The following is a 13256-nucleotide window of genomic DNA, read 5'->3' as shown; positions in this document are numbered from 1 at the left end:
AACGTAGTATCGTTGGCGTTAGCCTGGCCCTTCTTCTCCCCAACAAACAAAAATGCTGACCGGAATATTCTTTTCTTATTGCACTTACTTTTTGGTAAGTTGTTGCTTTCGTCGTGCAACGATGGTAGCTTTATCATTTATTGTTAAACCAAACGATATGGAAACGAATAAACAGGTCCCATCGCTTTATGAATGGGCGGGCGGGATGCCGGTATTTGAAAAATTGATGGTGGCATTTTACGACAAGGTATTGAAAGACGATTTACTGGAACCTATCTTCAGGCATATGTCGCCCACCCACCAGGTGCATGTGGCGCATTTCTTTGCGGAAGTATTTGGAGGACCTAAAATATATAGCAGTAACGAAGGGTCGCATGCGGCAATGGTAACGAAGCACCTGGGCCGGCATCTCACGGAGGAACACCGGAAAAGATGGGTACAGCTGCTGGTAGCCACCGCCGATGAGCTGGAACTGCCGGCAGATCCGGAATTCCGGTCGGCCTTTGTGGCCTATGTGGAATGGGGCACCCGGATAGCCGTCATCAATTCCCAGGATCCCAACCTTACCATGAACCCTCATGAACCCATGCCTAAGTGGGGTTGGGGAGAACCCGGCGGCCCCTATCAGCCCTGATAGCTACGGTTGGCGCAATACCTGCGGGTTTACAATATGCGTAGGGGTACCCTGGAGAAAGTTGATCACATTTTCAAAGGCTGCCCCAAAATATAATTCGTATCCATTCTTTTCTACATAGCCAATATGCGGGGTGCATACTACATTGGGCATTTTCAGTAGTTCGTCATCGGGGTTATATACCGGCTCTTCTTCATATACATCGATACCGGCAAACCCGGGCCGGCCCTTTTTCAATGCATTCGGCAGCGCATCCGGCGCTATTAATTCCGCCCTGGCGGTATTAATCAGTACCGCGGTGGGTTTCATCATATCCAGGTCAATTTCCTGGACAATACCGGTGGTGGATTCATTCAGGCGCAGGTGCAGAGTGATTACATCGGCCTGGGAAAAAAAGGCCGCCTTGCTGGCAGCTTTATCAAAACCATCTTCCAGCGCTTTTTCCCGGGAAGCCTCGCTTCCCCATACCAATACACGCGCGCCAAATACCTTCGCATAGTTAGCCACCATTTTACCGATCTTACCATATCCCCAGATGCCAATGGTTTTCCCATGTACCGACTGTCCCATATTCACCTGCCATTTCCCATGCTTCATCCCCTCAATGGCGGCGGGAATCTGGCGAAGTACATTCATGATCAGGGCCCAGGTTAGTTCCGCCGGCGCAATAGGAGAACCTACACCTTCCGCTACGGCCACCCCGTATTTGTTGCATGCGTCAAGGTCTATATGCCGGGAAATCTTACCGGTTTGGCTAATCAGTCTTAAATGAGGTAAGCGGGACAACAATGCTTCGTTAATATCTGTTCTTTCGCGGGTCAGCACCAGCACTTCTACGCCATCCAAGGCGGCGGCAAGGCGGGCCGGATCTTTTTCTGCGGTATGTAAAATAAGTACTTCCTCCTGCTCATCGAGCATATTGAAACATTCCAGCCCCTGGATAACATGCTGGTAGTCATCTAAAATGGCAATACTCATATAACTCCTCCACTATTTTATGCAAGTTACCATCATTCGCGCGATTAACGAGATAAACCTGTCTTGTTTACAAGAGTCTTTACAAATGCAATATTTTTTTATATCTTAGTGACAAAATGGAAACTACCCCATGCGCCTCTTTCCTATCGTTGTTTGTATATTATTGACAGCCACCGCTTGTAAATTTTCAGCTCACCGGAAAAGCATCCTCGCGACTCCTGAATATCATGCTACCAGCGATACCGTACTACAGGAAAGCATTCCAGCGGATTTTTTGAATAGTACCGCCAACGACTATACGCCCAAACACCCGGCCGTACATGCCGCTACCTCCCCCACCCGCGATTCTTTTTTGGAAACAACCATGATAGATACCGTAGCAGAGGTGGAACCAGGGCAGGAATTAGTGCCACAGCCGGTAATACTGGTGGAAGAAGACCGGTATCATGTGGTGGAAGAATAAGGCAAAGGTTATCTATCTATGGCTTCCCATTTCGTTCTGACCTTCCATAACATAATGGCATAAGGTATTTCCAGCGCCAGGCTAATTACAGTGATGCCAATGGCGGAAATCACGGGATTAAGATGATCACCTGGCCACAAAAGAACGCTTCCGATATTAAAAAGCTGTAGTAATATTGAAATGCCGGCAACGATCAATGCCAACAGGATTCCTGGTTTCTTTTCCCTTAAAATGAGTAAACTTGATAAGACCCATAAAACCAGGGATGCCAGGATCAATGCTTGCCCAATTACCTGTTCTTCCCGGTCAGGATCACCAATAACCCTATAAAGCTCCTTCATAGTGCGGAGTATACCCAGGCTACCAAGTACCAGGATCCACCAGACATATCGCTTTAATGGCCTGGACAACAGGTCGCGGCGACGTATAGTCGTTTCCGTTAAAAACTCTTCGTCGAAAATGGAGGATGGTTCGTTTTCCATATCTTAAGAATTAAAACAGGAGTATACCGGTTCCCCTGTTACTATTAATACTAGAGACTTTTACTATCCAGTTCACTTTTTGAAAACGCCATGGTTTCCCAGTCCTTCTTTATTTTTATCAGCATCACGAGGAAAGGAAGTTCCAGCATGATGGCGACAGCACCAGTTGCCTGGCCCGAAAAAGATGGCGTCAGGCTCCGCAGGTAAATGATTGTTGCACATTGTGCACTCAGAGAAATGGCCGTCACAATAAGTGCCAGGAGAATAGCTGCTTTCTTTTCCATCCAGATGAACAGGCAGGATATAATCCGACGGCGTATAGCCGTGGCCGCGAAAAAATCATGCTCAAAAATAGAGGAGGATTCATTTTCCATAAGCTGCTATTAACCCAGTACATAAAAGGCCAGCACGCGCTGCACTTCGTACACGTCTACTGATTTGGTAAACTGTTTTGTAATGCTCGGCTGCTGCTCCCCGGAAATCCAGATCTTCAGCTCTGCATCCAGGTCGAATGTACCGGCAGACTCCACGCTGAACCGGGAAATGCTTTTGTAGCTAATGCTACGGTACTCCGTTTTGCTACCGGTCAGCCCTTGCTTATCGATCAGTATGAGTCGCTTGTTGGTAAATATAAACATGTCCCTGATCAGCTTAAAGCCAAGTTCGATCTTCTCGGTATCTATCAGTAATTTACCATATTCCTGTTGTAATTTTTGCGGATCTACGGCTCCGGCATTGCCCAGCAGCCCCGAAAAAAATCCCATATAAAAATGTATTGAGGTGATCGGTTATAAAAATGTGATTCCATGCCTGGCCTGCCTAACAGAAAGATTTGCTACAAAATCATTCATGGGTATAGGTATTCCCTATAAATATAGGATGATTGCGGGAGATTTTTGATCTCCCGCATAAAAAACTATGCTTCCTCACCATTAGCATCGGCCGTTAGCGCCATGCTCATATAGTCGAAGAAAGGCCGCATGCCCTGGAAAGTACGGTTAGCCTCTGCCAGGAAAGATTCACTCAATACCTCGTTATCAGAAAAATTGCGTATAAGCAAAAACTGCTTATACCTTAACAGGTCGATGGCTTCATGATCTGCGTCAAAGCCTTTGGGGGCGGTTTTCAACTGCTCGCCCTGTAAAGTGCCAAACAGCGAGGTAAATGTCTTGCTTTTCAATATTTTCCGTAGTGGCGCCGCATCAAAGGCTATTTCATCCCGGATCTTCTTCAGGTCGTCGGCTACAGGGCCAAAAAAGCCGCCGGCAATAAAGCTGTTACCCGGTTCCAGCTGCATATAATATCCGCCCCGGCGTTGCTTGGTGGCCCGCCTGAACGCCAGGCTCCAATGGGATTTATAAGGCGTTTTATCTTGTGAAAAACGGGTATCCCGGTAAATGCGGAACAAGCTCTTTTTGCCGGAGGGCGTTTCAATCAGGTCGTGGGTCGACAACTGCTCCAGCAGCGCATCTGCGAAAGCCGCCACCGCGTCTTGTTCCTGGATAAACGTTGTTTTATGTTCATTAAACCATTCCCTGTTATTATTTGCCTTCAGCTGCTGTAAAAATTTAAAGGAAGACGGGGTGATCTGTGGTATTACTGTTGCACGTTTTGCCATATAGCGTCTATAATTTTATTCCCTGCGTATCACGGGTATGCGCCTACGCCGGGCCGTTACAAAAGTCGATTTTTTTAGGGAGAGAAACCGCCTTCTCATCAAAGTATTTTTATCTTTGCCGGCTATTATTGCATTCCTTATTCCTATTTGTATACATGAAGCGTGCTATTACGAGTAAAAATATGTACCGGCAGTTGCTGGCCGACCTGATTGGTAAAGACTCCTACCGGGGTGTTACGCTTACGTATTCCTGGTTGGCCAACCAGTTCGGTCATTTCTCGCTGGGCTTTATTCCTACTTTCCTGTTCTTTCTTTTCCTGAAAAAAAGGATGACAGATACCAGCGCCGCGCTCTTGGCCGCTTCGGTGATAAGCGCGATATGGTTGCTTTTTGAAACCTTCAATTTCCTGGGACCTCTACTGCTCTCTAAACGTGGTGATGTAAAAAAGGCCTATGTATTTCAACCAGCCTGGGGCAATATTGCATTCGATACCGTTACCGATCTGCTGTTCTTCTGGTTCGGCGCGTTCACGGCTTCGCTCTGTTGCGCTCCTACCAATACGGCGCTGACGATAGCTATTGTGCTGGCGATTGGTATGATGTACCCCGCTTATTACTGGTATCTCACCAAAATGTACCTGCAAACGCCGGCTTACCCCTTCCAGTTCCGCCTCAGCCAATGGAATACGGAAAAAATACCGGATAACGATGTGGCCATTGTACAACGGTTTTTGGATAACGAAGTACAGGGCATGCACCTGTTCCTGTTTGGCCCTAAGAGAAGCGGCAAGACCAGCCTCAGCGTGGCCATTGCCACTGAGTTATCTATCCGCCACCATGCGGCCGTATACACCTCAGCCATGAAACTGTATTGCATGTTCTTTGAACAGGACGAACACGCTACCGCCGACACCCTCTGGACCTGGCGCCGGGCTTCTATACTGGTGATCGATGATATTAATCCCGGGCACCCCATCAAAGAAGAACTGATCAGCCCCGAGCGTTTTCTCAGCTTTGTAGATACCTTTTCTACCAATGATATTAACCGCACGGTGCTCAAACAAACCAACGTGATCTGGGTATTGGGCGATGACGATGATGCCAGGAAATTATCTGAAAGATGGAAAAATATGCTGCACAGTATAGGCGTAGAAAAAGAGAAAATGCTCTCCCTTAACCTGGAATTAGCCGAAACACCTGTATGCTAAGGCAGGATATGATTGGCAAAGGCGAAACTGATCAGGTGCGTCAGGCTTTTCACTTCAAACCTCCTATACATCGGGATAATCCTTTTTTCGATGGCCGACTGGGAAACACCGAAGCGGGCAGCTATCTCTTTAAAGGAATATCCTTCTGCCACCAGGGAGAGGGCTTCCTTTTCCTTCTCTGAAATGGCATAGTGCCGGAACAACTGCTTATTGAGCTCATCTTCAAACTCCGATTTTTCGGGGCCATAGGCGGCATAGCGCATCACGTTACCCAGCTTGATACTTTCATTCCGCTGCGAGTGCCCAATGATACTGGAAACGTGGCCCTGCTCTGCTTTAAACACACCCACTTTGGAAATCAACGGGACGTGGGTACCGTTTTTATGAATCTTTTTTAACTCGATCGTAAAACTGTATTGTTCCAGGTCGGTGGTTTTGTTGTGCAGGAACATTAATGCCTTGTCGTTCAACTCATTGGAAAACGGGGCATATTCCGGCGCCGTGATATTCACGATCGTTAACATGGTAATTTCATCATCCCGGTACCCCAGTAAGTCCTCCCAACCATCGGCATATAACATGCGGTTTTCCTTAAACGAATAAATATAGATCGCCTCATCCGGGAAGCGCCGGATGGTTTTCTTAAATTCCTTTGCCTCCGGACTGTTGAGGTCAGCCGGTACGTCTGTGATAAAAGTCTTTGAATAGTTTCCTAAGTCCAACCTGTCGGATTGCATGTTTTTTTGCCCTAAAAGTAACAAAGAAAATGAGAACCTGCGAATTTACGCAGTTGACCAGTCATGAATACTATGATACTTTTGCCGCTGTAATACAAGCTATTAATAATAGCAGGACAAACGCTGAAAGGCCTTTTATCCGGTACCCCATAAACCATACTTCTTTATCAGCTGATGGTTTATCATTATAAAGTTGAGTTCGAAAAACCGCCCTTCTCCGTCATTCTTGTCATGTTCCCCAAACATAGCGCGGCTTTCACAGCCACGCTATGTTATTTCCGAATACACCTGCTTTGTTTTTATGCTGACAGCGCCAGCCGAACCCGCGACCTGAAATGGGGATGTCGCATCTGCCCCAGATACTGTCGCTTTTACACCGCCTTGTTCCGGCAATCCCTATGTAAATTTGCTACAGGTCAAATTCTCACCCGCCATGAATAACGCCAATTTCGATACCATAGATGCATACATTGCTACTTTTCCCAAGAGCATACAAACCATACTGGAAGAAATCCGGGCCACAATAAGAAAAGCCGCGCCGGATGCGGAAGAAGCTATCCGATATGGTATTCCCACATTCCGGCTACAGGGTAACCTGGTACATTTCGCCGCGTTTAAAAATCACATCGGCTTCTATCCTACGCCCAGCGGTACAGAAGCATTTAAAGAAGAAATAGCCCCCTACCGTGCAGGGAAAGGCACGATACAGTTTCCGCTGAATGCCCCCATGCCGTTAGGTCTCATTACTAAAATTGTCAAGTTCCGGGTAAAGGAATCACTGGCGGCTAAAACAGCTGTAAAGAAAAAGTAACTGCGGTGTCTTAAAACCCGGCGTAGATGTACCGGCGGGTAAGCCGGTTCCGGTCAAATGCCCAGCATACCAGGTATCCAGGTATGCTACAAATTACGGGAAATTTTACTCCTTTGCATATTTCGTATACCCGATACCGGTATAGCTCAACGGGAAGCCTCCTTTAATTGTTGAAACAGCGTTGCCATAGCAGGATGTTGCATAGCGGTAGCCGGATGTTCGGCAATTTGTTGCTGTACATAGCGCACGCGGTGATCTGTGAGCGGATGTGTGCTGATAAACTCCGGGATATGATGCTGGTGATCCAGTTGTTGCAATGCTTCCATCAGCGCCAGCATGCCTTGCTGGTTAATGTGGTTCTCCCGGAGGGTAGCCAGCCCGGTGAGGTCGGCCTGTTCTTCATATTTACGGGAATAGCGCAGGCTATTGAGTGATGCCGCATTGGAAAACAGCTGCCCGGTAAGCGTACCTCCTCCACTGAAAATAAGGTTGATGAGCAGCATACTGCTCATATTGCTGCAGAGGGCGCGGATGGAGTGCCGGCAGGTAACGTGGGCCACTTCATGGGATAATAATGCGGCCAGTTGCTCCGGCGTTTTCAGTTTTTTCAGCAGGCCGGTATATACCACCATATATCCGCCCGGAAGGGCATACGCATTTTCTATATCCCGGCGGGATACCACAAAAGTGAGGGTATCCCGGGTATCCCATTGTATTTGCCGGGCGAAGGCGGTCAGCAGGGCGCTGGCCGCCGTATCCACCGGTTCGGGATTGCTGTTACGCGCCATTTCTCCCAGCTGCCGGTCGAAGGAATGCGGTAACCGCTCCGCCGCGATACCGGCGCACCAGGGTAATACCACGAAATTACCAACCAGCAAAAGGGCTATCATCACCAGTACAATACCCAGGCTCCATTTAAGACCGCCACGAACCACCAGCTGCTCAAGACGGGTAATTCGCGACGGCTTATAATATTGCAGGAACGTTTTTACAAACGCCGGATCGTTTACTTCCAGCGTACCGGCATCCGCTCCCCGATGGATAATGCGGATAAAGCTGCGGTCGACCAGGTCCGGCTGCATATCGGCAAACAACCAATATACCGGCTGGATGACGCCTTCTTCTGCGCCCGGCACCTGTAGTAACAAACCTGCCTCTACTATCAATACAGTAATAGTGGTAGATTTGGCCACCTGGTGATTGTAAAATTGTCCTGTAAACATTCGTAATTAAATAATGCTCAGATCCAGCATATCTGCCAGGTCTTCGCCGGTTGCATTTTTATATTCCTCTTCTGTTTGCGCCAACTCATCCAGTGCGATATTACCTTCTATTTCCACGTTCTCCATCAGGAACTTGATGGTACGGGTTTGTACCCACGCATACCCGATGCCCAACGTGAAAATCAACAACAAGGCATTCAAAATCAGCAGCCCGGCAAAAGCACTACCAGATGCGGTAGAACGGAAGTTAAACACTTTATCGCCATGCAGCAAACGCGTATGATCAATACTGTAGCGGAAAATATCTGCCTGCCACCAGAAGCTGTAAATACCCAGGGTGATAATAGTCAGGAAATATCCTTTCAGGTTTATCTTGAAATACTCCCAGCCATCACCTTCGTATAAAAACTCCCCGCTTCCAAAACGGATATTGCTAACTACGTAATTGCGGATATTCATCAACATCCAGGAACCATAAAAGCCCAGGGTAACGATGGTGAGCAACATTTCCTTAATAAACAATTTTACAAACTCGTTCCGGTTGCCGCGGTATCCGAAACGGATACCCCTCCAGGTAGTCCGGGACCAGTGGTAACGGTTAGCGCCATGAATGGCTACGGGCACCACAAACACGATAGCTGCCAGGTATACCAGTACCCCCAGGAAAGGGACTTTCATCCAGGCAAAGAGACCCACCAGCAAACCAATGACCAAAAGAATACCCAGCGCCTTCAGGAAGCCAATAAACATTTCCTTCCCCGTGCCATTCCAGGCAAAACGGGAACCTTCCATTTCCGTAGAGGAATAAAGATAACGCAGGCGTGCCGCCCGGGCCCAGGGATAATAAAATCCGAGTGTAACCACCGACAACAACATGTTTACGATCAGGATACCAAAATAAGAAGATCCGCTCCCCTTAAAGCTTAAAGAAGGAGCGCTTGCTACAGTCCCCGAAGGGCTATACTGTTGTTCCATAGATAAGGATTAAAATGATATAGATTAATGAAGTAAAAATATAAATATTTTTTACAATACAAAATTACCTAATCAATATCGCCTCCCGCGACCGTGATATTTCCTTACATTTGGCGACCGGACCAACAACTATGCAAGCACCTTTAAAAACTATCTTGTTCCAAAAAACGGAGTGCGGCGTCGACTTTCTCCTGAATGTGCTTGGCGGCAAGCAACAGCAAAGGCGCTGGACCAATAACAATACCTATAACACCGATTTCTTCGAAATATCTTTCTTTAAGAAAGCCAAAGGCCGGCTATTGCTGGATCAGCGACAAGTTGATATAGGGGACAATACCGTCATTTTCATTTCCCCCTTCCAGAAAAGACAATGGCCCGTGGCCCTGGAAGATCCGGATTTTACCACGCTAATCTTCCAGGAAGACTTCCTGAATGATTTTTTTGCAGACAAGCTGTTCACCTATCGCCTGCTTTACTTTTACCAGCTGGACTACCCACTGAACATGACCATCCCTGCCGATGAAATGGACAGGGCCTGCCATATCTTGCAGGAAATAAAAACAGAACTTACTGCTACCAAACCGGATAGCGTGCATATCATCCGGTCGCTATTGTATTACCTGCTGCAAAAATTAAACAGGCAATATGCCCATCAACATCATCTTCCTATAGAAAAAACAGAAAACAACTATGCCTACCAGTTCAGGAAGCTGCTGGAAGTACATATCCATGAAAAACAGCGGATCAGTGAATACGCTGCACTGATGGGGATTAGCCGGATTTCATTGAATAAAGCCGTGCAGGCCCAATTCAACGTAACCGCCACTCAACTGATGAAACACCGGCTGCTGGCGGAAGTCCAAAATTACCTCCTGCACGAAAGGCTCACCGTAGCGGAAATTGCAGACAAGCTACACTTCTCTGAGCCCCATCACCTGATGCGGTTCTTTAAATCTCAAACAGGCCTGACCACCAGCGAGTTTATGGCCAGTTATCAAAACACCGTTGTATAAGCTTATCAAAATGGTAGCTTCATGTGCTGTTTGGGTAGCCGGCAAGCCAACCGGAGCCTGTATCTTTGACGTATAAAATCATTTGATATGTCGAGCATACAGTTAATAAGAAACGCTACATTGGTGATCCATTATGCCGGGAAGAAGATATTGGTCGATCCTATGTTTGCTCCCAAATCAGGTTTGGGCTCTATTGCAGGAAAGGTGAAAAGCCCTACCGTAGAACTTCCGCTGCCCATAGCAGACATCATCCGCGACACCGATCTGGTACTGGTAACACATACCCACCGGGATCATTTCGATGCAGCTGCCAGTGAAGCCTTAGATAAAGCCCTGCCGCTGATCAACCAGCCCGCTGATGAAGCTTACTTCCGGGACGCAAAATTCACCAGTGCCATCACTATACACGATACTATCACCTGGGAGGGTATTACCATCCAGAGAACAGGCGGTGAACACGGCAGCGGCGAAGTACTCCTTAAAATGGGTACCGTGAGCGGGTTTGTATTAAGCGCTGCGGGCGAACCTACCATTTACATTGCCGGCGATACCATCTGGATCCCGGAAATAGCGGGGTACCTCCAGACCTTTCAGCCAGATTATGTGGTGATTAATTCCGGTGGCGCCGTTATGCCGGGTTATGAAAACACGCCCATCCTCATGGAAGAAAGCCAAACCATGGAGCTGATAAAAGGAACCGGTCATGCTAAAATAATTGCAGTACACATGGAAGCCATTGACCACTGCCTGACTACCCGGGAATCCCTACGCCAAAAAGCAAATGCGTTGAACGTACCGGAAGGGAAACTGACTATACCCCGGGATGGAGCGGTAGTAATACTACAATAAAGTACTTCTAAACAGCAAGCATATACGAAAAAACGCCTCTGCATACAGCGGGGCGTTTGCTTTTCCACCGCCCGCCACTCCCAGCTCCCCTGCTATTTACCAGAGTCGAAAGCCTTTCCTTTTTTAGCGTGGCCAGCAGAACAATTGCTTTCATAAGCTGTTTTTAAAAACCGGGAAACAATAACGACGCCATTTATCACTGCTTTCTGAAAAATATCTACTTCGTTCGTTGACGAGCCTGTTGTAAATATCTGCATATACTTATGGGGCATTGTACATAAGCCTTATGGAAGATGATACAGCACATTTACCTTTTCTTCCTGTAGGATTCTTAAAATAAAATCGGTTCTCTTTTTGGAAAACCAATTTTATTTTTCCAACTTTGTCCAGTAAAAACAGCATCATTGGAAAAACACAGGGATAAGATTGAGCAACTGAGCGTTGCCATGGAAGGTCTGGGCCTTACACCGGTAGCCGCACGGACTTACATTTATCTCTTGTTGTGTAAAGACCACCAGGCTACATTTGAACAGATAGTTGAGTATTTCGGCGTGAGTAAAAGCGCGGTATCTAATGCCATTAAAATGCTGGAATCCACTAAAATGATCACATCTAAAACCGTGGGAGGCCAGCGAAAACGCTACTTTTCGGTCAACCTGGCCGGCATCTTCAATGAGCAGACCATGACCGACAGGATCAAGGTCTTTTTCGGCATCCTGGATGAAATCAGGTCTATCCGCCACACCGATGACACATTGAATGAGGAATTGGAAGCAGTAGCCCTGCTCTATAAAATGATGCTGGTAGAATTACCATTGATAATGGAACGATGGAAACGGACCATCGCACTCAACAAAGCCCACCCATAGCGGCTTTTTTTTTGTCGCGCCTGGTTCTTTAAGTTCAGAACTAAAAGAATAATAACTACTTAAGATGAAAACAGGGATTATTTTTCTGTTGCTGGCTGCCCAGATCCGGGTAGCGGCGGGACAAACCATGCCGGAGAAAGACACGGGTCAACCTGCCACTACCCTCAGCTTACAGCAATGTCTTGACTATGCCAGCGCCCATAACCAAGAACTGCTTGTCAAAGCGCAATCGGCCGATGCGGCAACGCAAGACCGGAAAGCGGCGGCGGCAGCCCTTCTCCCCGACATCACCATTACCGCAGCTGTCAACAACTACTGGAAAATACCAGTACAGGTATTTCCCGGAGAACTGGTAGGCCGGCCTCCCGGCACCTTTGTACCGGTACGCATGGGTACCCCCTGGATGGGCAACTACGGCGCAGAAGCCAGCCTGCTCCTGGTAGATGTAAAAACCTGGCAAAACATCCGCCTGGCAAAGCTGCAGCAACAGGCCGCCAACAGCGAATATCACTCCTTACAACGGCTGCTGCGAAAGAATGTACGTATGGCCTACTATAGCGCACAGCTGCAGCAAGACTACCTGGCGGTAACGCAACAACTGTACAGCAACTACCAGCAAATCCATGACTTGGTACTGCTACAGTTTAATAAAGGCCTGACAGATAAAATTGCTTTCAATCAATCGGCCGCCCTGCTGAAAAACAGGCAGCTAGCCGTACAACAGGCCACGGCATCATTGCAGGAAGCCTGGCTTGATCTGAAATTCTGGATGGGCTTTCCGCCAGACAGCCTGCTGCACACACAATCTGCAGATCCTTTGCCGCCGCTGGACATTCCTAATTATAACGCCACCCAGCTACCCGATTATGAGGCGGAGCAACTGAAAGTATCCATCGCGGCGCAACAATACCGCCACATTCAAGCTTCATTATATCCCAGCTTACACCTGAAAGGTTCTTATCAGCAACTGGGATTTGGCGATCAAATCAACTTCGTCACCCGCTCGCCCTGGTTTACTGTTGGCTTTGCTGGGGTGGAATTGCGTTTCCCGCTGTCGTGGTCCAACATCTCTGCCAAACCACGCAGCATGAAAGCCCAATGGCAGGCGAGTTCCAGCCGGTTCAAACAATACGAAGCAGCACAGGAAAAGAAATACCGCCAGGAAAAACTACTGCTGGAAAAAGCAGCTGGCGATATACAGGTACTAAAAGAAAACATTGCGCTGGCACAGGAAAATGAAACCCTCAGCAGGCAGAAGATCAATAAAGGAATAATCGATATGATACAGTTGAAGGAAATACAACAAGACCTGTATGATGCCGAGGTAAAGCTCAACGACGCGCGTACCGACTTTTTCAAACACTACACTGAACTCAACTATTTGCAACATCAATAA

General features: G+C 47.5%; 16 protein-coding genes. 8 read left to right on the top strand and 8 right to left on the bottom strand.

From position 1 onward, the window contains the following. Positions 1-157: 157 nt before the first annotated feature. Complete coding sequence (locus FHW36_RS25195) at positions 158-634, top strand: group II truncated hemoglobin (RefSeq protein WP_145673265.1); 477 nt, start codon at positions 158-160, stop codon at positions 632-634. Positions 635-637: 3 nt separating this feature from the next. On the opposite strand, the gene FHW36_RS25190 is transcribed toward FHW36_RS25195, so the two are convergent. Next, positions 638-1612 (bottom strand): D-2-hydroxyacid dehydrogenase family protein, encoded by a 975-nt coding sequence (locus FHW36_RS25190; RefSeq protein WP_145673264.1) that lies wholly within the window; start codon positions 1610-1612, stop codon positions 638-640. A gap of 130 nt (positions 1613-1742) precedes the next feature. Between FHW36_RS25190 and FHW36_RS25185 the strand changes: the two genes are divergently transcribed. Beyond that, positions 1743-2075: a hypothetical protein gene (locus FHW36_RS25185; RefSeq protein WP_145673262.1), complete on the top strand. Its 333-nt coding sequence runs from the start codon at positions 1743-1745 to the stop codon at positions 2073-2075. Positions 2076-2083: 8 nt separating this feature from the next. Here FHW36_RS25185 and FHW36_RS25180 read toward each other — a convergent pair whose 3' ends face one another. The 4 genes from FHW36_RS25180 to FHW36_RS25165 form a co-directional block, all read right to left on the bottom strand. After that, a complete protein-coding gene (locus FHW36_RS25180; protein WP_145673260.1) occupies positions 2084-2557 on the bottom strand; it encodes a hypothetical protein in 474 nt (157 codons plus the stop codon). A gap of 50 nt (positions 2558-2607) precedes the next feature. Beyond that, complete coding sequence (locus FHW36_RS25175; protein ID WP_145673255.1) at positions 2608-2931, bottom strand: hypothetical protein; 324 nt, start codon at positions 2929-2931, stop codon at positions 2608-2610. Positions 2932-2940: 9 nt separating this feature from the next. Next, positions 2941-3321 (bottom strand): PH domain-containing protein, encoded by a 381-nt coding sequence (locus FHW36_RS25170; protein WP_145673253.1) that lies wholly within the window; start codon positions 3319-3321, stop codon positions 2941-2943. Positions 3322-3473: 152 nt separating this feature from the next. Further along, positions 3474-4175: a DUF2461 domain-containing protein gene (locus FHW36_RS25165; RefSeq protein WP_145673252.1), complete on the bottom strand. Its 702-nt coding sequence runs from the start codon at positions 4173-4175 to the stop codon at positions 3474-3476. 155 nt (positions 4176-4330) lie between these two features. Here FHW36_RS25165 and FHW36_RS25160 point away from each other — a divergent pair, with 155 nt between their 5' ends. Then, the gene (locus FHW36_RS25160) at positions 4331-5383 is read left to right on the top strand and encodes an AAA family ATPase (RefSeq protein WP_145673251.1); all 1053 of its coding nucleotides are present in this window, start codon (positions 4331-4333) and stop codon (positions 5381-5383) included. On the opposite strand, the gene FHW36_RS25155 is transcribed toward FHW36_RS25160, so the two are convergent. Further along, the gene (locus tag FHW36_RS25155) at positions 5380-6120 is read right to left on the bottom strand and encodes a LuxR C-terminal-related transcriptional regulator (RefSeq protein WP_145673249.1); all 741 of its coding nucleotides are present in this window, start codon (positions 6118-6120) and stop codon (positions 5380-5382) included. The two genes, FHW36_RS25160 and FHW36_RS25155, sit on opposite strands and share 4 nt — an antisense overlap. 433 nt (positions 6121-6553) lie before the next feature. Here FHW36_RS25155 and FHW36_RS25150 point away from each other — a divergent pair, with 433 nt between their 5' ends. Next, entirely contained in the window at positions 6554-6931 is a 378-nt protein-coding gene (locus tag FHW36_RS25150; RefSeq protein WP_145673248.1) for an iron chaperone, read from the top strand. 146 nt (positions 6932-7077) lie between these two features. Here the strand turns inward: FHW36_RS25150 and FHW36_RS25145 are convergent, their stop codons facing one another. Together FHW36_RS25145 and FHW36_RS25140 are read right to left on the bottom strand one after the other, a co-directional pair. After that, complete coding sequence (locus FHW36_RS25145; RefSeq protein ID WP_145673246.1) at positions 7078-8154, bottom strand: M48 family metallopeptidase; 1077 nt, start codon at positions 8152-8154, stop codon at positions 7078-7080. Positions 8155-8160: 6 nt separating this feature from the next. After that, positions 8161-9129, bottom strand: coding sequence for a YjgN family protein (locus FHW36_RS25140; protein WP_145673244.1), 969 nt, complete (start codon positions 9127-9129; stop codon positions 8161-8163). A 155-nt stretch (positions 9130-9284) separates the two neighbouring features. Here FHW36_RS25140 and FHW36_RS25135 point away from each other — a divergent pair, with 155 nt between their 5' ends. The 4 genes from FHW36_RS25135 to FHW36_RS25120 all read left to right on the top strand — a co-directional run bounded on the left by FHW36_RS25135 (position 9285) and on the right by FHW36_RS25120 (position 13256). Beyond that, positions 9285-10142: a helix-turn-helix domain-containing protein gene (locus FHW36_RS25135; protein ID WP_222429182.1), complete on the top strand. Its 858-nt coding sequence runs from the start codon at positions 9285-9287 to the stop codon at positions 10140-10142. An 87-nt stretch (positions 10143-10229) separates the two neighbouring features. Continuing rightward, positions 10230-10991: an MBL fold metallo-hydrolase gene (locus tag FHW36_RS25130; protein ID WP_145673240.1), complete on the top strand. Its 762-nt coding sequence runs from the start codon at positions 10230-10232 to the stop codon at positions 10989-10991. A gap of 404 nt (positions 10992-11395) precedes the next feature. Next, positions 11396-11860, top strand: a complete 465-nt coding sequence (locus FHW36_RS25125; RefSeq protein ID WP_145673239.1) for a GbsR/MarR family transcriptional regulator — start codon at positions 11396-11398, stop codon at positions 11858-11860. 64 nt (positions 11861-11924) lie between these two features. Continuing rightward, a complete protein-coding gene (locus tag FHW36_RS25120) occupies positions 11925-13256 on the top strand; it encodes a TolC family protein (protein WP_145673237.1) in 1332 nt (443 codons plus the stop codon).

Origin of the sequence: Chitinophaga polysaccharea, assembly GCF_007829335.1 — a bacterium.
Classification (GTDB): domain Bacteria; phylum Bacteroidota; class Bacteroidia; order Chitinophagales; family Chitinophagaceae; genus Chitinophaga; species Chitinophaga polysaccharea_B.
The sequence above is the reverse complement of the archived record's forward strand: the minus strand, read 5'-3'. Positions and strand labels throughout refer to the sequence as shown.

What these genes read in the sequence shown, in the direction of transcription:
- FHW36_RS25195 (WP_145673265.1), top strand. Translation starts at nt 158, where the DNA reads ATGGAAACGAATAAACAGGTCCCATCGCTTTATGAATGGGCGGGCGGG.
- FHW36_RS25190 (WP_145673264.1), bottom strand. Translation starts at nt 1,612, where the DNA reads ATGAGTATTGCCATTTTAGATGACTACCAGCATGTTATCCAGGGGCTG.
- FHW36_RS25185 (WP_145673262.1), top strand. Translation starts at nt 1,743, where the DNA reads ATGCGCCTCTTTCCTATCGTTGTTTGTATATTATTGACAGCCACCGCT.
- FHW36_RS25180 (WP_145673260.1), bottom strand. Translation starts at nt 2,557, where the DNA reads ATGGAAAACGAACCATCCTCCATTTTCGACGAAGAGTTTTTAACGGAA.
- FHW36_RS25175 (WP_145673255.1), bottom strand. Translation starts at nt 2,931, where the DNA reads ATGGAAAATGAATCCTCCTCTATTTTTGAGCATGATTTTTTCGCGGCC.
- FHW36_RS25170 (WP_145673253.1), bottom strand. Translation starts at nt 3,321, where the DNA reads ATGGGATTTTTTTCGGGGCTGCTGGGCAATGCCGGAGCCGTAGATCCG.
- FHW36_RS25165 (WP_145673252.1), bottom strand. Translation starts at nt 4,175, where the DNA reads ATGGCAAAACGTGCAACAGTAATACCACAGATCACCCCGTCTTCCTTT.
- FHW36_RS25160 (WP_145673251.1), top strand. Translation starts at nt 4,331, where the DNA reads ATGAAGCGTGCTATTACGAGTAAAAATATGTACCGGCAGTTGCTGGCC.
- FHW36_RS25155 (WP_145673249.1), bottom strand. Translation starts at nt 6,120, where the DNA reads ATGCAATCCGACAGGTTGGACTTAGGAAACTATTCAAAGACTTTTATC.
- FHW36_RS25150 (WP_145673248.1), top strand. Translation starts at nt 6,554, where the DNA reads ATGAATAACGCCAATTTCGATACCATAGATGCATACATTGCTACTTTT.
- FHW36_RS25145 (WP_145673246.1), bottom strand. Translation starts at nt 8,154, where the DNA reads ATGTTTACAGGACAATTTTACAATCACCAGGTGGCCAAATCTACCACT.
- FHW36_RS25140 (WP_145673244.1), bottom strand. Translation starts at nt 9,129, where the DNA reads ATGGAACAACAGTATAGCCCTTCGGGGACTGTAGCAAGCGCTCCTTCT.
- FHW36_RS25130 (WP_145673240.1), top strand. Translation starts at nt 10,230, where the DNA reads ATGTCGAGCATACAGTTAATAAGAAACGCTACATTGGTGATCCATTAT.
- FHW36_RS25120 (WP_145673237.1), top strand. Translation starts at nt 11,925, where the DNA reads ATGAAAACAGGGATTATTTTTCTGTTGCTGGCTGCCCAGATCCGGGTA.